The sequence below is a fragment of the Methylobacterium carpenticola genome (assembly GCF_042748905.1).
Classification (GTDB): domain Bacteria; phylum Pseudomonadota; class Alphaproteobacteria; order Rhizobiales; family Beijerinckiaceae; genus Methylobacterium; species Methylobacterium carpenticola.
Genome location: NZ_JBHZEO010000001.1, coordinates 4660116 through 4679439, shown reverse-complemented (window position 1 = coordinate 4679439; position 19324 = coordinate 4660116). Strand labels below are relative to the sequence as shown.

16 protein-coding genes are annotated in these 19324 nt (G+C 71.8%); 5 read left to right on the top strand and 11 right to left on the bottom strand.

Translation table 11 applies throughout. From position 1 onward, the window contains the following. The 5 genes from ACE101_RS21710 to rpmH form a co-directional block, all read right to left on the bottom strand. A complete protein-coding gene (locus ACE101_RS21710) occupies positions 1 to 375 on the bottom strand; it encodes a DUF423 domain-containing protein (RefSeq protein ID WP_379133949.1) in 375 nt (124 codons plus the stop codon). Beyond that, the gene (gene yihA / locus ACE101_RS21705) at positions 375 to 1022 is read right to left on the bottom strand and encodes a ribosome biogenesis GTP-binding protein YihA/YsxC (RefSeq protein WP_379133945.1); all 648 of its coding nucleotides are present in this window, start codon (positions 1020 to 1022) and stop codon (positions 375 to 377) included. Before yihA ends, ACE101_RS21710 begins: the two co-directional genes overlap by 1 nt. After that, entirely contained in the window at positions 1022 to 2839 is a 1818-nt protein-coding gene (yidC, locus tag ACE101_RS21700) for a membrane protein insertase YidC (protein WP_379133942.1), read from the bottom strand. Before yidC ends, yihA begins: the two co-directional genes overlap by 1 nt. A 106-nt stretch (positions 2840 to 2945) precedes the next feature. Beyond that, complete coding sequence (locus tag ACE101_RS21695) at positions 2946 to 3359, bottom strand: ribonuclease P protein component (protein WP_379133939.1); 414 nt, start codon at positions 3357 to 3359, stop codon at positions 2946 to 2948. A gap of 28 nt (positions 3360 to 3387) precedes the next feature. After that, positions 3388 to 3522 carry a 50S ribosomal protein L34 gene (rpmH, locus tag ACE101_RS21690; protein ID WP_010300405.1) on the bottom strand — a complete coding sequence of 45 codons (135 nt, stop codon included), beginning with the start codon at positions 3520 to 3522 and terminating at the stop codon, positions 3388 to 3390. A 186-nt stretch (positions 3523 to 3708) separates the two neighbouring features. Here rpmH and ACE101_RS21685 point away from each other — a divergent pair, with 186 nt between their 5' ends. Next, positions 3709 to 3900 carry a DUF1192 domain-containing protein gene (locus tag ACE101_RS21685; RefSeq protein ID WP_379133937.1) on the top strand — a complete coding sequence of 64 codons (192 nt, stop codon included), beginning with the start codon at positions 3709 to 3711 and terminating at the stop codon, positions 3898 to 3900. Here the strand turns inward: ACE101_RS21685 and ACE101_RS21680 are convergent. The 3 genes from ACE101_RS21680 to ACE101_RS21670 are packed head-to-tail and all read right to left on the bottom strand — an operon-like array spanning position 3890 to position 10550. Then, complete coding sequence (locus tag ACE101_RS21680) at positions 3890 to 4801, bottom strand: transglutaminase family protein (RefSeq protein WP_379133935.1); 912 nt, start codon at positions 4799 to 4801, stop codon at positions 3890 to 3892. The genes ACE101_RS21685 and ACE101_RS21680 overlap by 11 nt on opposite strands. Then, positions 4798 to 7308 (bottom strand): circularly permuted type 2 ATP-grasp protein, encoded by a 2511-nt coding sequence (locus ACE101_RS21675; RefSeq protein ID WP_379133933.1) that lies wholly within the window; start codon positions 7306 to 7308, stop codon positions 4798 to 4800. Before ACE101_RS21675 ends, ACE101_RS21680 begins: the two co-directional genes overlap by 4 nt. Beyond that, on the bottom strand, positions 7305 to 10550 hold the full coding sequence (locus tag ACE101_RS21670; RefSeq protein WP_379133930.1) for a transglutaminase family protein: 3246 nt from the start codon (positions 10548 to 10550) through the stop codon (positions 7305 to 7307). Before ACE101_RS21670 ends, ACE101_RS21675 begins: the two co-directional genes overlap by 4 nt. 272 nt (positions 10551 to 10822) lie before the next feature. Between ACE101_RS21670 and ACE101_RS21665 the strand changes: the two genes are divergently transcribed. The 3 genes from ACE101_RS21665 (at position 10823) to ACE101_RS21655 (ending at position 15012) form a co-directional block, all read left to right on the top strand. Next, positions 10823 to 11959: a zinc-binding metallopeptidase family protein gene (locus ACE101_RS21665; protein WP_379133927.1), complete on the top strand. Its 1137-nt coding sequence runs from the start codon at positions 10823 to 10825 to the stop codon at positions 11957 to 11959. Between the two features lie 457 nt (positions 11960 to 12416). Further along, positions 12417 to 14150, top strand: coding sequence for a dihydroxy-acid dehydratase (gene ilvD, locus ACE101_RS21660; protein ID WP_379133925.1), 1734 nt, complete (start codon positions 12417 to 12419; stop codon positions 14148 to 14150). Further along, positions 14137 to 15012 (top strand): tetratricopeptide repeat protein, encoded by an 876-nt coding sequence (locus tag ACE101_RS21655; protein ID WP_379133923.1) that lies wholly within the window; start codon positions 14137 to 14139, stop codon positions 15010 to 15012. Before ilvD ends, ACE101_RS21655 begins: the two co-directional genes overlap by 14 nt. A gap of 43 nt (positions 15013 to 15055) precedes the next feature. Here ACE101_RS21655 and puuE read toward each other — a convergent pair whose 3' ends face one another. Beyond that, positions 15056 to 16483 (bottom strand): allantoinase PuuE, encoded by a 1428-nt coding sequence (gene puuE / locus ACE101_RS21650; protein WP_379138846.1) that lies wholly within the window; start codon positions 16481 to 16483, stop codon positions 15056 to 15058. A 370-nt stretch (positions 16484 to 16853) separates the two neighbouring features. On the opposite strand from puuE, the gene ACE101_RS21645 reads away from it, so the two are divergent. Then, positions 16854 to 17780, top strand: a complete 927-nt coding sequence (locus ACE101_RS21645; protein WP_379133920.1) for a methyltransferase domain-containing protein — start codon at positions 16854 to 16856, stop codon at positions 17778 to 17780. A gap of 2 nt (positions 17781 to 17782) precedes the next feature. Here the strand turns inward: ACE101_RS21645 and ACE101_RS21640 are convergent, their stop codons facing one another. After that, positions 17783 to 19069 (bottom strand): glycosyltransferase family 4 protein, encoded by a 1287-nt coding sequence (locus ACE101_RS21640; protein ID WP_379133917.1) that lies wholly within the window; start codon positions 19067 to 19069, stop codon positions 17783 to 17785. 69 nt (positions 19070 to 19138) lie between these two features. Continuing rightward, the gene (locus ACE101_RS21635) at positions 19139 to 19273 is read right to left on the bottom strand and encodes a hypothetical protein (protein ID WP_379133916.1); all 135 of its coding nucleotides are present in this window, start codon (positions 19271 to 19273) and stop codon (positions 19139 to 19141) included. Positions 19274 to 19324: the final 51 nt, after the last annotated feature.

Genomic DNA, 19324 nt, shown 5'->3' with positions numbered 1-19324 from the left:
TCAGGAGCGAGGCGGCCACAGGGCCGCGACGGCGGCGAGGCCCCAGCCCAGCATCAGCAGGATGCCCCCGCCGGGCGCCGCCATCGGGAAGAGGGGCACCTGGGCAAGGGCGCGCAGGGACAGATCCCCGCAGAACAGCGCGAGGCCGAGGACCAGGGCGAGCGCCGCGAGCCGGGCCGGGCCGGCGCGGAGCCGCCCGCTGCCGGCGAGACCCGCCAGCGCGAGCAGCGGACCGGCGTGGAACAGCAGGAATTGCGCGGCGGTCTGGAGATTGCCGCCGTTGGTCAGATGCGCCGCGGCAGCGGCGAGCGCCACGCCGAGGAGGCCGGCGAGCGCTCCGAGGGCGAGGAGGAGCCGCTCGGGCAGGGGCAGCATCAGGCGCGCTCGGCGAGGAGGCGCGCCACGCTCGCCCGCAGCTCCGCGATGCCGTCGCCCGTGCGGCTCGACGTCAGGATGATCTCCGGATAGGCGGCGGGCCGGCGGGCGAGAGCGGCCGCCGTGGCGTCGAGCCTCGCCTGGATCTCGCCCTTCTTGAGCGCGTCCGCCTTGGTGAGCACGATCTGGTAGGAGACCGCGGCCGAGTCGAGCTCGTCGAGCACCTCGGCGTCGTTCGCCTTGATGCCGTGCCGGGCGTCGATGAGGAGGTAGACGCGCGCGAGGTTGGCCCGGCCCTGCAGATAGGCGTGGATCAGCTCCGTCCAGGATGCGACCCTGGCCTTCGATACCGCCGCGTAGCCGTAGCCCGGCATGTCGACCAGGGTCAGCTTGCCGCCGAGATCGAAGAAGTTGAGCTGCTGCGTGCGCCCCGGCGTGTGCGAGGTGCGCGCCAGCGTGTTGCGCCCGGTGAGCGCGTTGATCAGGCTCGACTTGCCGACGTTCGAGCGGCCCGCGAAGGCGATCTCGTGGCCGTTCATCGGCGGCAGGCTCTCGAGGGAATCGGCCGCCGTGGCGAAGTCGGCGGCGCCCGCGAAGAGCAGGCGCCCCGCCTCGCGGAGCGCCTCGTCGTCGGCTTGGTCGGCCATCAGCCCTTCGCCGCCTTGACGGTGCTGCCGCGGGAGAACGTCGAGCGCAGGTTGTCCCACAACTCCACCTTCACGCCGTTGCGCCGCATGATCCAGTATTGCTGGCTGATCGACAGCAGGTTGTTCCAGGCCCAGTAGATCACCAGCCCCGCCGGGAACGAGCCCAGCATGAAGGTGAAGATGATCGGCATGAAGGTGAAGACCTGGGCCTGAACCGGGTCGGGCGGGGCCGGGTTCATCTTCATCTGCAGGAACATCGTGATGCCCATGACGATGGGCCAGACGCCGAGATGCACGATGTCGGGGGCCGCGAAGGGCAGCAGGCCGAACAGGTTGAGGATCGAGGTCGGATCGGGCGCGGCGAGGTCGCGGATCCAGCCGAAGAACGGCGCGTGCCGCATCTCGATCGTGACGAACAGCACCTTGTAGAGCGCGAAGAACACCGGGATCTGGATCAGCACCGGCCAGCAGCCCGCCACCGGGTTGATCTTCTCCTTCTTGTACAGCTCCATCATGGCCTGCTGCTGCTTCACCTTGTCGTCGGCGTAGCGCTCGCGGATGGCCGTCATCTCCGGCTGGACGGCCTTCATCTTGGCCATCGAGACGTAGGAGCGGTTGGCGATCGGCAGGAAGAACAGCTTCAGGATGAACGTCACCACCAGGATCGAGACGCCGAAGTTGCCGAACAACTTGTAGAAGAAGTCCAGTGCCTTGAACATCGGCTTGGTGATGAAATAGAACCAACCCCAGTCGATCAGCAGGTCGAACTGCTTGATGTCGAGCTTCTGGCGGTAGGCGTCGATGGTCGAGACCTCCTTGGCGCCGGCGAAGAGGTGCTGGCTGGCCTGGATGGTGGCGCCCGGCGCGAGGGTCTTGGCGTCGCCGAGGTTGCTCGCCTGGTAGACCTTGGTGGCGCCCTCGTCGCGCTCGGTGAAGGAGCCGGTATAGGGCGTCTTCTGGTCGGGGATCGCCGCGGCGGCCCAGTACTTGTCGGTGATGCCGAGGAAGCCGCCGACGATGCCGGGCCAGCTCACGCCGCGGGTGCCGGGGCTGCCGAGCGGGTTCTCCTTGGCCATCTTGTCGTAGGTGTATTCCTGCAGGCCCTTGTCGCCGGCGACGCCGATCAGGCCCTCGTGCAGGACGTAGTAGCCCTGGGTGTGCGGCTTGCCCCAGCGCGAGACGAGCCCGTAGGGATAGAGCGTGACCGCGTTCGCACCCTTGTTCTCGACCGAATCCTCGACCGTGAACATGTACTTGTCGTCGACCGAGAGGACCCGGCGGAAGACGAGGCCGGCGCCGTTGTCCCAGGTCAGGGTCAGGGGCTTGCCCGCGCTCAGCACCTCGCCGTCGGCGGTCCAGACGGTGTCGCTGCCCGGCAGCGGGCCGGCATTCTGCCCGACCCAGCCGAACTCGGCGTAGTAGGGATTGGCCGAGCCGGTCGGCGAGAGCAGGATGATCTCGGGGCTCTTCGGGTCGACGGTCTCGTGGTAGCCCTTCAGGGACACGTCGTCGATGCGGCCGCCCTTGAGCGCCACCGAGCCGCGCAGGGCGTCGGTGTCGATGCGCACGCGCGGCGAGCGGGCGAGGGCCTCCTCGCGGGTCAGCGCCGCCTGCGGATTGCCGCCCGCCGCCCCCGGCAGGGTGCCGGGCACCGGTGCGGAGGGGCCGCCCTCCTTCGGGCTCGGGGACGCGGCCGTCTGGGCCTGCTGCTGGCGCTGGCGCTCCACCTGGGGCGCCGTGATGAAGTAGTTCCAGCCGAGCAACACCGCCAGCGACAGCGCGATGGCGATGATCATGTTGGTCTTGTCGTTGCCCATGAAGGTCCCGCGACGCCTGCCGCCTCACGCGCCGAGCCGGGCGCGCCCACGGCGCCCCGGCTCCGCATCCTGGTCTGAGAGGCAAGGCCGGGCGACCGGCATCGCCTCACGGTTCTGGTTCGGGCGGTGCCGATCCGCGGCGGGGTCCGCCGGGCTTGGCCGCCGGCTTCGGTTTCGTCACCGCGGCGAGGGCTCGCCGGATATCGTCGACCAGGACCTCGAAGGGAGCGCTCAGCGCCTCCCGGCGGCCGATCAGCACGACGTCGAGTGGCTTCCCCGCGTGCTCGGTCCCGATCGCCGCCACCGCGGCCTTCAGCCGGCGGCGGATGCGGTTGCGCTCCGGGGCATGGCCCGTCTTCTTCGTCACCGTGAAGCCGAACCGCAACCCGGTTTCCGCTCCCGGCTCGCGCAGGCGCCCCTGGGCGGTCATCCGCCCGGTGTGGAAACGGCGGCCCGCGGCCGCCGCCAGATAGTCGGGGCGCCGCGTGATCCGTCCGATCGGCGGCGCGTCAGCGCGCATGCGGCGCGCCAGGGCCGCGCGAGGCCGGTCAGGCCGACAGGCGCTTGCGGCCGCGGGCGCGGCGGGCGGCGATGACCTTGCGGCCGCCGACCGTGGCCATGCGGGCGCGGAAGCCGTGACGACGCTTGCGCACGAGCTTGGAGGGTTGGTAGGTTCTCTTCACGGCGATGTCTCCGAAGGCCGGGGCCGACGATGTCGAACACCGCCGCAGCCCTCGTGGATTTCAGAACTGGTTGATGACGAATGGCGAGCGCCCGCCCTCGTCGGGCGGCGGCGTCGCGTCGGGCGGTGTATGGCGGAATGGCCGGAGCGAGTCAATCGCGTTAAGGAAGCGTCGGGGAGGCAAGCCATGCTCAACGACGACGAGACGAAGCGGCCCGTGATCGCCGACCATCTGATCGGCCAGGACCTGACGGCGCTCTCGATCGCCGATCTCGACGCCCGCCTCGCGCTCCTGCGCCGGGAGATCGCGCGGCTGGAGGAAGCCCGCCGCCAGCGCGAGGCCTCGCAGGCCGCCGCGCACGCGGTCTTCAAGCTGTAGCGCTGCTCCCCGCCGGGGCGAACTCGGCCTCGTCCTCCGGCACCACATCCACCGCGACGGTCAGGCGCTGCGAGCCGGAGCCGGCGATGATGCCCGCCACCGGCGCCACGTCGGCGTAGTCGCGGCCATGGGCGAGCACGATGTGGTCGTCCTCGACGCCGACGGCATTGGTGGGATCGAGCCCGTGCCAGCCGTCGCCGCACCAGACCGCCACCCAGGCGTGGCTCGCATCCGCCCCTTCGAGGCGCTTCATGCCCGGCGGCGGGCGCGTGCGCAGGTAGCCGCTGACATAGGCCGCCGGCAGGCCGAGGCCGCGCAGGCCCGCGATCATGATGTGGGAGAAGTCCTGGCAGACCCCGTGCCGGCCCGCGAAGGCCTGGGCGAGGGGGGTTCCGACATCGGTGGCGCCGGCATCGAAGGTGAAGTCGGCGTGGATGCGCCGCATCAGCTCGACCGCCCCCGCATAGGCGCCGCCCCCGGGCGGGAAGCTCTCGCGGGCGTAGTCGGTCACCGCGGCGACGAGGGGCACGCGGGGGCTCGGGCCCACGAAATGCACCGGCGCGTCGGGGGCGAGGCTCGCATGGGCGAGCACCCGCTCGCGCAGCTCCTCCCAGGTGAGGCCGGAGGCGAGGTCGGGCAGTTGCGCGCGTTCCACCTCGATCCGCGACATCGCCTCGATCCGGAAGGTCCGGTGAGGCGCCTCCACGGTGAGGCTCGTGGTGGTGTTGCCGAAGAAGTCGCGGTCCGTCTCGCGGCGGTGCGGGGCCGGCTGGATCAGGATCTGGTGCGAGAGGACCCGCTGCCCCTCGCCATGCGCCGGGGTCAGCCGCAGGGTGCAGCGCGCATGCGTGACCGTGTCCCGGTAGCTGTAGGTCGTGACGTGGCGCAGGAGGTAGATCACGCGAGGGCCACCAGTCGCTCGGGGCGGGCGGCGTCCGAGCCGCCCGGAAAATAGCGCGCGCCCACCGCTTCCGCGATGGCCCAGAGCCGCGTCTCCCAGCTCTGGAGGTCCGCGGCGGAGAGGATGGCGGCCTCCGCGCTGGCGATCTCGCCCGCGAGCCGGCGCACGAGGCGCGTCTGCGGCTCCGGCAGCCCGTCCTGGCGCAGGGCCGGCAGGCCGGCGAGGTGCTCGCCGAGCCGCTCGACCTGGAAGGCGACCGAGCGCGGGTTGAAGGGATCGAGCATCACCATGTCGCGCACCGGCGCGAGCGCCACCCCGAGGAGGTAGCGCGACCCGTAGGAGATGCGGGAATCCACGAGCTGGAGCAGCATGGCGAGATCGTCGCCGCTCGCCCCGTCCGCCGCGAACACCGCCGCGAGGCGGCAGGTGTTGATCGCCCGCTCGATGCGCCGGCCCATATCCACGAAGGGCCAGCCGCCGGCCCGGTTCATGTTCTCCTGCGCCAGCCCCGCGAGGGCGGAGGTGAGTTCGAGGGCCCGCTCGGCCCGGTCGAGCCACGCCGCCTCCGAGGCGGGCGCCGCCTCGGGCCGCTGCAGCACGTCGAGGAGCGCGCTCAGCGCCCGCCAGGTCTCGAAGGACAGCCGCTCGCGCAGGGAGGCGGCGTTGCGGCGCGCCGCGCTCACCTGGGCGAGCGCCGAGCCCCAGGCCTCGCGCCCCGACAGGGCGTGGGCGGCGAGGGCCGCGGGCGGCCCGAAGGTGCTCGGCACCGCGCCCCAGGCGTGAAGGAGGCCGCGCAGCCGCGCATGCGTGCCGAGATCCTCCTCCCGGCGCGACACCGCACCCGTGCCGCTGAGCAGGCAGACGCCGAGGCGCAGCATCGCCTCGGCCCGCTCCAGGTAGCGGCCGAGCCAGAACAGGTTGTCGGCGGCCCGGCTCGGCAGCAGGCCCTGCACGCGGCGCACCGAGGGCTGGTCCGGGCGCGGCAGCGACTGGGCGGCGTCGCCGCCGCGCCCGGCGAGCACCCAGACGTCGGCGGCGCGCACCCCCGCCCCCATGGCGACGGGCTGCACGTCCGCATGGTCCGAGATGCGGCAGAACCCGCCCGGCATCACCGCCCAGCCGCCCGGCACCGCCGCCGCGAAGACGCGCAGCACGAAGGGGCGGGGCACGAGGCCGCTCCCGTCCCAGACCGGCGCGGTGGAGAGCTGGACCGGTTCCTGCGCGACGAGGTCGCCCGGCCGGTCGCGCAGGATCGCGAGGAGGCGGGCGGTCTCGTCGCAATCGCGCCCCCCGAAGGTCCGGTTGGTGAAGGCGCCCTGGGCCGGAGCCGCGGCGGGGCGCAGGGTCAGGGCGTCGGCCCGTGCCAGCACCTCCGCCCGCTGGGCGGCGTCGCCGCACCACCATGTGGAGAGGCCGGGCAGGCGCAGGGGCCGGCCGAACAGGTGCTCGGCGAGACGGGGCAGATAGGCGGCGAGCCAGCCGCCCTCCACCAGGCCCGCGCCCGGCATGTTGCCCATCACGCAGGCGCCGGCCTTCAGCGCCTCCACCAGCCCCGGCACGCCGAGCCGGGAATCCGGGTTGAGGGCGAGGGGATCGACGAAGTCGCCGTCGACCCGGCGCCAGAGCACGTCGGCGCGCTTGAGGCCCGCCACGGTGCGCACGTAGACGCGGTCCTCCTGCACGATCAGGTCGTCGCCCTCGACCAGAGCGAGGCCGAGATAGCGGGCGAGAACCGCCTGTTCCCCATAGGTGTCGCCGTAGGGGCCGGAGGTGAGGAGCCCGATGCGCGGCTCGGTGCGCTCCGCCGCGGCGGCAAGGCCGTCCCGGAACTCCTGGAAGAAGGGGGCGAGCCGCTCGACGTCGAGGGCCCCGTGCACCTCCGGCAGGGCGCGGGCGAGGACCATGCGGTTCTCCAGCGCGTAGCCGATGCCCGAGGGGGCCTGCGTGCGGTCGGCGAGCACCCGCCAGCGCCCGTCCGGGCCCCGCGACAGGTCGGCCGCGTAGAGATGGAGCTGGCGCCCGCCGCCGGGCTGGCGCACCCCGTGGAGCGGGCGCAGGAATTCGGGGCTGCCCGCCACCGCGGCGGCCGGGATCAGCCCGGCGGCCACGAGCCGCCCCTCGCCGTAGAGGTCCGCGAGCACCGTCTCGAGCAGGCTCGCCCGCTGCACGATGCCGGCCGAGATCTCCTCCCACTCGTCGCCGTCCACGATCAGCGGCAGCACGCCGAGCGGCCAGTCGCGCTCCGCCGCCTCCCCGTAGACCCGGTAGGCGACGCCGGTGTTGTGGATGTGGCGCTCCGCCGAGGCGAGGCGGGCGTCGATCTCGTCCTCGGGCAGGCCCGAGAGCCGGTCGAGGAAGACGTCCCAGGCCCGCGCGGTCGTCCCGTCGGCGCGCAGGAGTTCGTCCGGCACGCCCGGGAGCGGACGGTAGCCGGCGCTCCAGCGGGCGCGCCGCTCGGCCCGCGCCGCGCCGACGCCCTCGCTCGCGGCGAGCGGGACGGCGCTCATCGCGGGGCGGGCGTCCGCAGGTCGAGGGTGAGCGGGAACTCGCGCCGCGGCTCGTCCGGCGCCAGGGCGACGCGGCCCGGGGTGTGGCCGTGGTCGTGGAAGCGGGCGAGGCGCCGTCCCTCGGCCTCGTAGGTGTTGACCGGATAGGTCTCGTAGTTGCGCCCGCCCGGATGCGCCACGTGGTAGGTGCAGCCGCCGATCGCCCGGCTCGACCACGTGTCCACGATGTCGAAGGTCAGCGGCGAGTGGACGGGGATCGTCGGGTGCAGGCCCGAGGCCGGCTGCCACGCCTTGAAGCGCAGGCCCGCCACCGCCTCGCCGGAACGCCCGGTCTCGGTGAGCGGCAGACGCCGGCCGTTGCAGGTGACGACGTGGCGGCTCGGCACGTAGCCCTCCACCCGCACCTGCAGCCGCTCCACCGAGGAATCGACGTAGCGCACGGTGCCGCTCGACGAGCCCTCCTCGCCGAGCACATGCCAGGGCTCCAGGGCCTGGCGCAGCTCCAGCGTCACGCCGCCATGCGAGACGCTGCCGTAGAGCGGGAAGCGGAACTCGCGCTGGGCCTCGTACCAGGCCGGATCGAAGGCGTAGCCGGCATCCCGCAGGTCGTCGAGCACGCCGAGGAAGTCCTGCCACAGGAAGTGGGGCAGCATGAAGCGGTCGTGGAGCGCGGTGCCCCAGCGGACGAACCCGCCCTCCTGCGGCTCGCGCCATTGCCACGCGATGATCGCCCGCAGCAGCAATTGCTGGGCGAGGCTCATGCGCGCGTCCGGCGGCATCTCGAAGGAGCGGAATTCGAGCAGGCCGAGCCGCCCGGTCGGTCCGTCCGGCGAGTAGAGCTTGTCGATGCAGATCTCGGACCGGTGGGTGTTGCCGGTGACGTCCACCAGCACGTTGCGGAACAGCCGGTCGACCAGCCAGAGCGGCACCTCGGGTCCGCCGGGGGGCGGCACCTGGGCGAGCGCGATCTCCAGCTCGTAGAGGCCGTCGTGGCGCGCCTCGTCCATGCGCGGCGCCTGGCTCGTCGGGCCGATATAGAGGCCCGAGAACAGGTAGGACAGGGACGGGTGGCGCTGCCAGTAGAGCACGAGGCTCTTGAGCAGGTCCGGCCGGCGCAGGAAGGGCGAATCGGCCGGGGAGGAGCCGCCCAGCACCACGTGGTTGCCGCCGCCCGTGCCGGTGTGGCGCCCGTCGATCATGAACTTCTGCGCGCCGAGCCGGGTCTCCCGGGCGTCCTGGTAGAGGCCGGTGGTGATCTCCACCGCCTCCCGCCAGGTCTTGGCCGGGTGCACGTTGACCTCGATGACGCCCGGATCGGGCGTGACCTTGATGACGCCGAGGCGCGGATCGTAGGGCGGCTCGTAGCCCTCGATATGGATCGGCTGGCCGGTCTCGGCCGCGGTCCGCTCCAGGGCGTCGAGGAGCTGCACGTACTCGTCCGCCCGCTCCAGCGGCGGCATGAACACGCAGATCGTGCCCTCCCGCGGCTCGATGGCGAGTGCCGTGCGCACCGCGACACCGTGGACCGGGCCGGAGCGCGCCACCGCCGGCGCGGCCGCGAGGGGGCCGCGCTCCTCCAGCGGATCCTGGGGTGCGTAGTAGGGGTAGGATTCCGGAGGGATGTAGGAGAGCGCGCTGAGCGGCAGGCGGAAGCCGACCGGGGAATCGCCCGGGGCGAGGTAGAGCGCGCCCCGCCGCGTCTCCCACTTCTCCGAGACCCAATGACGCTCTGCGCCGATCGCGATATTGGCCAGCGGCAGCACGTAGCCGGCTGGCTCGGCGAGGCCGCGCTTGTAGACGCGGGCCATGCGCTCCTGGAATTCCTTGTCGCGGATCCGGGGCTGCATCACCGTCGCGTTGATCGGCAGCTCGGAGGCTTGGCGCTCCCAGTATTCGGGATCCTCGAAGGCCGGCTGCACGAAGGGATCGAGCCCCAGGCGCCGGGCGAGGGCCTTGGCGAAGCCCTCCGCGTGTTCGATGCCGACATCCCCCGGCCCGGCCTCGCGGGCGATCAGGCTCGCGTCGCGCCAGATCGGCTGGCCGTCCTTGCGCCAGTAGAGGGCGAAGGCCCAGCGGGGCAGGCTCTCGCCCGGATACCACTTGCCCTGGCCGTAATGCAGGAGCCCGCCCTTGCCGAAACGCGCGCGCAGGCGCCGGATCAGCTGGTCGGAGAGGTTGCGCTTGGTCGGCCCGACCGCGGCGGTGTTCCATTCCGCCGACTGGAAATCGTCCACGGACACGAAGGTCGGCTCGCCGCCCATGGTCAGGCGCACGTCCTGGGCCTGGAGGTCCCGGTCGATGCGATCGCCGAGCGCGTCCATCGCGCCCCAGGCCTCGTCCGAGAAGGGCTTGGTCACCCGCGGGGCCTCCGCCACCCGGGTGACGGTCATGGCGAAGTCGAAATCGACCTCGGCCGGATCCGCCATGCCGGAGATCGGCGCCGCCGAGCGGTAATGGGGGGTGGCGGCGAGCGGGATGTGGCCCTCGCCGCAGAGCAGGCCCGAGGTGGCGTCGAGCCCGATCCAGCCGGCGCCGGGCACGTAGACCTCGGCCCAGGCGTGCAGGTCGGTGAAGTCCTTGGCGGTGCCGGCCGGGCCGTCCACCGCGGTGGTGTCGGGGACGAGCTGGATCAGGTAGCCGGAGACGAACCGCGCCGCGAGATTGAGGCGGCGCAGCATCTGCACGAGCAGCCACGCGGAATCGCGGCACGACCCGCTTCCCGCCTCCAGGGTCTCCTCGGGCGTCTGCACGCCCGGCTCCATGCGCACGACGTATTTCACGCTGTCGCGCACCAGCTGGTTCAGCGCGACGAGGAACAGGACGGTGTTCGTCTCCTCCGGCAGCCGGTCCATGAGCGCGTCGAGCAGGGGGCCGCCCTCGTTCGGCACCAGGTAGGGGGCGAGTTCCTCCTCCAGCTCCGGCGGATAGCCGAAGGGCAGTGTCTGGGCGTACTCGTCGACGAAGAAGTCGAACGGGTTGATCACCGACATGTCGGCGGTGAGATCGACCTCGATCTTGAACTGCGTCGTCCTCTCCGGAAAGACCAGCCGCGCCAGCCAGTTGCCGCTCGGATCCTGCTGCCAGTTCACGAAGTGGTTCCCCGGCGTCACCTTGAGCGAATAGCTCAGGATGCGGGTGCGCGTGTGCGGCGCCGGACGCAGGCGGATCACCTGCGGCCCCAGGCCCACCGGGCGGTCGTAGGTGTAGGAGGTGACGTGGTGCAGGGCGGCCTTGATTGACACGGTCTCTCCGGTGCTCTGGCGGCGTCTTGCGATCCTGGTCTCGCCGGCTTCTACACGCCCGCGCCCTCCGCGTCAGCCGCGCGATGCGGACCGGGACTGACGTGCCGGGACGTGGTTCCTCGGGTCTCCCAGGACGCGCACCCAGGCGGGCGCGGCTGCGAAGAATTGAGGCAAGTCTCGTGCCGGTCCATGGGGAACTCTTCGCCGGTCATTCTCCTTTTGAGAAAACCCGGCCGACCGGGAGGCGAACCGGCGATCGGGCGGATGCGGCGATGAAGATCTTCCAGTGCCAAGCGTGCGAGCAGCCCTTTCATTTCGAGACGACGCGCTGCGCGAGCTGCGAGCGGCGCGCCGGCTATGACCCCGAGAGCGGGGAGGTCGTCACCCTGAGCGCCGGGGACGGGACGCTGCGGGCCTTCGCGGCGCCGGAGCGGCGCTACCGCGCCTGCGCCAACGCGGCTCACGCCGCCTGCAACTGGCTGGTGCCGGAGGATTCGGCCGAGATCTACTGCGTCGCCTGCCGGCACAACCGCATGGTGCCGGACCTCTCGATTCCCTGGAATCTGACCCGCTGGCGCGAGATCGAACTCGCCAAGCGGCGGCTGTTCTACTCGCTCCTGCGCATGCGGCTGCCGCTCGCCCTGCGCCGGGACGATCCCGAGGGGCTCGCCTTCGACTTCCTGGTCGACCCGGCCGAGGCGCAGATGATCGGCCCCGCCGTGCTCACCGGCCACGACAACGGCCTCATCACCGTCAACCTCGCGGAGGCCGACGACGTGGAGCGCGAGCGGCGCCGGACCCAATTCGGCGAGCCCTACCGCACGCTGCTCGGCCATTTCCGGCACGAGATCGGCCATTACTTCTGGAACGTGCTGGTGCGGCACGATCCGAGCCTGCCGGCCTTCCGCGCCATCTTCGGCGACGAGCGGGCGGATTACGGCTCCGCCCTGCAGCGCTACTACGCGCAGGGCCCCGGCGAGGCGTGGCAGGAGCACTTCGTCTCCGCCTACGCGACGGCGCATCCGTGGGAGGATTTCGCCGAAACCTTCGCCCATTACCTCCACATCGTGGACACGCTGGAGACCGCGGGCAGCTTCGGGCTCCGGATGCAGCCGAAGCTGCGCGCGGATCTCGCCGCCACGGTCGATTTCGATCCCCACCACGCTCCCGATCTCGAGCGGCTGATCGAGGCGTGGCTGCCGCTCACCTTCGCGATGAACTCGCTGAACCGCAGCATGGGCCAGCCCGATCTCTACCCGTTCCGGTTGACCCCCACGGTGATCGGCAAACTCTCCTTCGTGCATGAGCGGATCCACGCCCGCGACGATGCACCGGGCGAGGTCGCCGCCACGCTGAAGGCGGTGATCGCGAGCCTGCGCACGCCGATCGCTCCGCCGCGGTCGATCTGATCCGGCCTCCGGCGCCCGCCCGAACCCGGTCCGTCGGCCACCCGGGTTCCGATTCGGGATCGCCCCCTGTCGTCTCGGTCGCGCAGGCCCGGGATGACCGCGCGGCGCCAAGGAGCGGCGCCCGCGGATGCCGCCGTTCCTGCCCCATCGGCAAGCTTAGCTGTGGCGGGGTCGCAACACCGCGAAAGCATCCCAGGATTGCCCTCAAGCGCCCCTTCCGCCGCCCCGATCCCGCCATAAACCGGCGGCACCTCAACGGCCACGTTAAACGGCTGTCCCCACAACGATTTACCGCGCCGAACCGGGGCCTCCCGGGGATCGCGGGCAACGCTGGCGAATTATTCGTCAGGGGTGTCGTTGAGCGCCGTCGTCCGGCCTCCAAAAGACCGCACGGCGATAGGATCAGGACTTCGGACCAAACCGACCGATCCTGAGCACAGTGAGTACGGGACAGGCCATGGACGCGCGTCACACCATCGACAAGTCGAAGCTGCCGAGCCGCTATGTCACCGAGGGGCCGGCCCGGGCTCCCCATCGCTCCTACCTCTACGCGATGGGGCTGACCCGCGAGCAGATCCATCAGCCGCTCGTGGGCGTCGCCTCCTGCTGGAACGAGGCCGCGCCCTGCAACATCTCCCTGATGCGTCAGGCTCAGGCGGTGAAGAAGGGCGTCGCCGCCGCTGCCGGCACCCCGCGCGAGTTCTGCACCATCACGGTGACGGACGGCATCGCCATGGGTCACCGGGGCATGCGTGCCTCGCTGCCCTCCCGCGAGGTCATCGCCGATTCGGTCGAACTCACCATGCGGGGCCACGCCTACGACGCCCTCGTGGGCCTCGCGGGCTGCGACAAGTCCCTGCCCGGCATGATGATGGCGATGGTGCGCCTCAACGTGCCGTCGATCTTCATCTACGGCGGCTCGATCCTGCCCGGCACCTTCAAGGGCCGCCCGGTCACCGTGCAGGACCTGTTCGAGGCGGTGGGCAAGCACTCGGTCGGCGCCATGAGCGACGACGACCTCGACGAGCTGGAGCAGGTCGCCTGCCCCTCGGCCGGGGCCTGCGGCGCGCAGTTCACGGCCAACACCATGGCCACCGTCTCCGAGGCGATCGGTCTCGCGCTCCCGTACTCGGCCGGCGCGCCCGCGCCCTACGAGATCCGCGACAAGTTCTGCGCCGCGGCCGGCGAGATGGTGATGGACCTCCTCGCCAGGAACATCCGCCCGCGCGACATCGTCACCCGCAAGGCGCTGGAGAACGCCGCCACCGTGGTGGCGGCCTCCGGCGGCTCGACCAACGCGGCCCTGCACCTGCCGGCGATCGCCCACGAGGCCGGCATCGCCTTCGACCTGTTCGACGTCGCCGAGATCTTCAAGCGCACGCCCTACATCGCGGACCTGAAGCCGGGCGGGCGCTACGTCGCCAAGGACCTGTTCGAGGTCGGGGGCATCCCGCTCCTGATGAAGACGCTGCTCGATCACGGCTTCCTGCACGGCGACTGCCTGACCGTGACCGGCCGCACCATCGCGGAGAACCTCGCCAAGGTGGCCTGGAACCCGGACCAGGACGTGGTGCGGCAAGCGAACACGCCGATCACCCCGACCGGCGGCGTGGTCGGCCTCAAGGGCAACCTCGCCCCCGAGGGCGCCATCGTGAAGGTGGCCGGCATGCCGCCGGATCGCCAGGTCTTCTCCGGCCCGGCCCGGGTCTTCGACAACGAGGAGGCCTGCTTCGCGGCGGTGCAGAACCGCCAGTACAAGGAGGGCGACGTCCTCGTGATCCGCTACGAGGGCCCGAAGGGCGGCCCCGGCATGCGCGAGATGCTGGCGACCACCGCGGCCCTCTACGGGCAGGGGATGGGCGACAAGGTCGCGCTCATCACGGACGGGCGCTTCTCGGGCGCCACCCGCGGCTTCTGCGTCGGCCATGTCGGGCCGGAGGCGGCGGTGGGCGGCCCGATCGGCCTCCTCAAGGACGGGGACGTCATCCGGCTCGACGCGATCCAGGGCATCCTGGCGGTCGACCTCTCCGACGAGGAGCTGGCCGAGCGCCGCAAGGCCTGGACCCCGCGCGGCAACGAGGCGACCTCCGGCTATCTCTGGAAATACGCGCAGACCGTCGGCCCGGCGGTGACCGGCGCCGTGACGCATCCGGGCGGAGCCCAGGAGACGCTCGCTTATGCGGATATCTGAGGACGGCCGCAGGCGCGGAGCACCGTCCGGCCGGCGCCGAGGTCTCGGCGCCGCGCTCGTCGGCGCGGCGCTGCTCGGTGCCGTCTGCGGCGCCGGACCGGCTGCGGCCCTCGACGCCGCGGTGCGCACGCCGGTGCCGGCGGCGGGTGGCTACCGCAATGCCCGCGAGGCGGTGCGCTCGGGCGTGCGCGACTACAATGCGGGCGACAAGGAGGGTGCGGCCCGCGCCCTCGAATACGCGGCGGGGCAGGGGCACGCCCTGGCGCTGTGGAAGCTCGGCCGCATGTACGCGGAGGGCGACGGGGTTCCTCACGACGATCTCAAGGCCTTCGAGTTCTTCTCGAAGATCGCCGACGAGAACGCCGACGAGGGCCCGGATTCCGCCACCGCCACCGTGGTGTCGAGCGCCTTCACGGCGCTCGGCCGCTACTTCCTCGACGGCATCAAGGGGTCCTACGTCCGGCCGAACGTCGAGCGGGCCTACGAGATGTTCAACTACGCGGCCTCGTATTACGGGGACCCGAACGCGCAGTACAACCTCGCCCGGCTCTACCTCGACGGCACCGGCGTGGCCCAGGACACAAGGCAGGCCGCGCGCTGGTTCAACCTCGCGGCCGAGAAGGGCCATCCGGCCGCGCAGGCCCTGCTCGGCCAGATGCTGATCAACGGCCAGGGCGTGCCGACCCAGCGCTCCCGCGGCCTCGCGTGGCTGACGCTCGCCCGCGACGCCGCGGACGGGGCGAAGGACCAGTGGATCGTCACCCTGCAGGAGCAGGCGATGTCGGCCGCCAGCGAGCGCGACCGGGCCGAGGCCCAGGCGCAGGTCGACGGCTTCTACCGCCGCAGCGCCCGGGCGCGCTGACCGGCGGGCATCGCGCGAGCGCGCGGTGCCCGCCGGGGCGCGCTCAGGCGGTGTGCGTGAAGACATCCGGCAGCGAAGGCAGCCGCTGGCGCAGGCGCAGCAGGGCGATCCGCTCGATCTCCGTCAGCGCCGTCTCGCGCTCGGCCTCCGGGTCGTGGTCGAGCCGCTCCTCCAGGGCCGCCAGGATCTCCGCGGCGGAGCGGCCCCGCACCGCCATCACGAAGGGGAAGCCGAAGCGGGCATGATAGCGGGCGTTGAGGTCGAGGAAGCGCGCCCGTTGCTCCTCGTCCAGGGCGTCGAGACCGGCGCTCGCCTGCTCGGCAGCCGAATCCGGCGTGAGCGCCGCCACCCGCTCGCCGAGATCCGGGTGGTTGCGGATGAGCGCGAGCTGCCGGTCCCTGTCGGCGGCCCGCATCGCCGCGATCATCGCCGCGTGGAGGCCGTCCGCATTGTCCTGCGCGGGGCCGAGGCCCGCCGCATGCGCGCGCTCCGCCACCCAGGGCGCGTGCTCGAACACGTCGCCATAGGCTTCGACGAAGAGCGCCGGGCTCATGGTGCTGGGCTTCAGGTCGCCGGGCGCGTGGTGGCGGATCCAGTGCCGGGCGATGTCGATCCGCCGCGTCACCCAGACATCGGCATGCTCCGCCACGTAGTCGAGGAAGCGGGCAAGCGCCGCCGCCCGGCCGGGCCGCCCGGCGAGCCGGCAATGCAGGCCCACCGACATCATCTTCGGCGTCTCCGCGCCCTCGGCGTAGAGCAGGTCGAACGTGTCCTTTAGGTAGGTGAAGAACTGATCGCCGCTGTTGAACCCCTGCGCGGTGGCGAAGCGCATGTCGTTGGCATCGAGGGTGTAGGGCACGACGAGCTGCGGGCCGCGCGGGCCCGTCACCCAGTAGGGCAGGTCGTCCGCGTAGGAATCGGCCGTGTAGAGGAAGCCGCCTTCCTCCATGACGAGGCGCACGGTGTGCTCTGAGGTGCGGCCCTGGTAGAAGCCGAGCGGCCGCTCGCCCGTTACCTCGGTATGCAGGCGGATCGCCTCGCCGATATGGGCGCGCTCCTCCTCGGCGGGAAAGTCCTTGTAGTCGATCCACTTGAGGCCGTGCGAGGCGATCTCCCAGCCGGCCTCCCGCATGGCCGCGACGGCCTCGGGGTTGCGCTTGAGGGCGGTGGCGACGCCGTAGACCGTCACCGGCAGCCCGCGCGCGGTGAACAGCCGCCACAGGCGCCAGAAGCCGGCGCGCGAGCCGTATTCGTAGATCGACTCCATGTTCATGTGGCGCTGGCCCGGCCAGGAGACCGCGCCGACGATCTCGGACAGGAACGCCTCGGAGCCGCGATCCCCGTGCAGCAGGCAGTTATCGCCGCCTTCCTCGTAATTGATGACGAACTGCACGGCGAGGCGGGCGCCGTCCGGCCAGCCGGCCTGCGGGGGCGTGCGGCCGTAGCCGGTCATGTCGCGCGGGTAGGGGATTTCGGCCATGGCTCCGGTCCGGCTGCGGAAACGGTCGAGTTTAGCGATCCGCCCGGCGGATGGGAAACGGGGGACCGCCCGGGACGGATCCGGACGCCGGCGGCCAGCCCGTTCCGGGGGAGCCGATGGCGGGATCTGCCACCCGCGCCCCGGAATCCCGAATGGGACCAGGCCGCCAGAGCATTGTCCGACGAAGTGGATACCGGTTCGTCGCAGACGATGCGGTAACATCAAAGACCTGGAGCAGCGCCCGAGTTCACCGTGATCGGGCGCTGCTCTAAGCAGTTTGAGCCCTTGTGCCGGCTCACCGCTCAGCGCTAATCCGATGCATCTCGCGCCAACCAAAGATTCATCGTCGTGGGAGGCGAACATGACTTCAGAGCATGCGCTCTCTTCGGATGGGGCGAGCCTCGCTCGCTCGGGCCGTTCGGATAAGGACGGCGCGAGGCATGCCGAACGACGCCGTTCCCTCGACGAGGAGGTCTTCGTCGCGTTCGGCGCGCTCGATCGTGAGCTGTTCGGGCAGGTCAGCGCCGATGCCGCTGCCTGGAACCGCAGCGGCGGCGCGCGCGTGGCGACTCTCCTCGGGGCGATCCTGACGCATGTCGCCGCGCGCGGGCTCGATGCCGTCCACGTGCTCAACATGTCCGGCCTCAACCAGGGCAAGCCGGATCCCGTCCTGTTCGATCTCGCCGCGCGGGAACTCGGGCCGCGGCGCCTGTCATGGACGGTCGTGGACCATCCCCAGTCCCAGACCTTCACCGATCCGACGATTCGCGGCTGGCTCGACGCCCGCGGGATCGCGCGGATCGGCGAGGATTTCCGCGATCCCGACCTGAGCGTGGCCGAGGGCTGCGCGGATGTCGTGCTGTGCACCGAGATCCTGGAGCATCTCGACTACACGGTGGCGATGCGCCTGCTGCGCCGCTGCCAGCGGGCCTTGCGCCCCGGCGGCCTGCTGATCATCACGACGCCGAACGCCGTCTGCATCGAGCACCGGATCCGCTTCGCCCTCGGCCATTGGGACTTCCTCCACTTCATGGACGATCCCGACGACGTGGAGCGCGGGCTCCTCGGCCACATCATGTATTACGACGGCGCGCGGCTGACGCGGGTGCTGCGCTCTCTCGGCTTCGGCCCGGTCCGCGCCAGCACGTTCAATGCCGGGCACGGACCGGGAGAGTACCGCAACCCCCTCACCCGGGCGGCCGCGATCGCGCTGCGGGCGCTGAGCTGGCTGCTGCCGCGCTCGGGCCAAGTGCTGCTGGTCTGCGCGGAGAAGCCGGCGGGCCCTTGAGGTCAGGCCGCCTCGCCGCGCCCGAGGCGGTCGAGGAGCGGGTCGACGCGCGCGAAGTGGTCCTCCCAGCGCGGCGGTCGGTAGCCGACGAGGCGCTCCGCCAGCGCACGCCGGAGGGGCGAATCCGCTGCCGCGAGGTCTTCCACCGCCTGCATCCAGCCGAGCCCGTCGAGGGGATGGATGAAATGGGCGAAGCGCTCGCCGATCTCCCGGTGCACGGGCAGGTCCGAGGCGACGACCGGCAGGCCCGCTGCTGCGGCCTCGACCACCGGTAGCCCGTAGCCTTCCGCGAAGGAGGGCATCAGCAGGGCCGTGGCGCCCCGCATCAGCCGCACGAGGCCCGCCGTCGAGAGGCCGGCCACCTCGATCACGTGGCGGCGCACCGCCGGGCTGCGGTCGAGGAGATCGATCAGGTTCTCGCTCTCCCAGCCCCGCCGTCCGACCACCACGAGGCGCGGCGTGCGCGCGCCATGCCGCGCGTCGAGTTCGCGCCACGCGTTGAGGAGCCCGTAATAGTTCTTGCGCGGCTCGATCGTGCCGCAGGCGACGAAGGTCGGCCGGTCCGGCAGCGGCGCCGCGCCGGCCCGGTCGAGGAAGGCGGGTTCGACCCCGAGCGGCCCCACGGTCACCGGCGGGACGTGCAGGCGATGGGCCTCCAGATAGGCCCGGAAGCGCGCCCCCACCTCCGCCGAGTTCACCACCACGGCCGCGGCGTGGCGCGAGACGGTCCGCATGCGCTGCGCGTGGCGGGCGGCCTCGCCCGCGCGGCCGTATTCGGGAAAGTCGATCGGGATCAGGTCGTGGACGAAGAAGACCGGGCGGATGTCGCGCCGGTCGTAGAGCCAGTCGAACCGGCCCGGCTTGTCGAGGCGCAGATGCGAGGTGTGGAGATAGATCGCCCCGCGCGGCAGCTCCTCCGGCCCCGGCGCCCGCAGGACCTGCAGGCGGATCGCGGCCTGGACCGGCCGCCGCCGGGGCGGGCGCGGGGCGCCGGGGGCCGCCGGAACGGCGTGGCCGAGCCGGGCGGCGAGGGCGCGATAGACCGGATCGGCTTCTGCGGTGCCATCCTCGACCCAGCCCGCCGCCACCGTCTCGACGATGGCCGCGGCCGCCCGGCGGTCGAGGAGCTTCGGCCCGATCGGCGTCGAGACGAGCCCGAATCGCGCCTCTCCCTGGCCGAGAACGTGCCGCGCATAGGCGAGGTCGACGCGGTCGATCCCGGTCGGGCTCGCGTGGCTCAGGCGGGTGATCAGGCGGGTCAGGTCGAAGACGACGGGGCTGTCGGTCATCAGGGTCCGTTGAGGCCGGCCGGGGATCGATGAGCATGCCTCGCGGCCCCCCCCGAAACCCGCGCCGGGTCAGGGCGTCGAGCAGGCAAGGCGGCGATGCGCCGGGCGTCTCCGGCCGAGCGCCCAGGCCCGGCCATAGACGCCCCGGGCGCGCGAGGCCAGCGCCCGCCCGACCCCGACCGAGGTCTGTGCGATGCCGCACATGGGTGCGCTTGCCAGCCTAAGCAGTGATGATTATTCACATTCGTCAGCGGA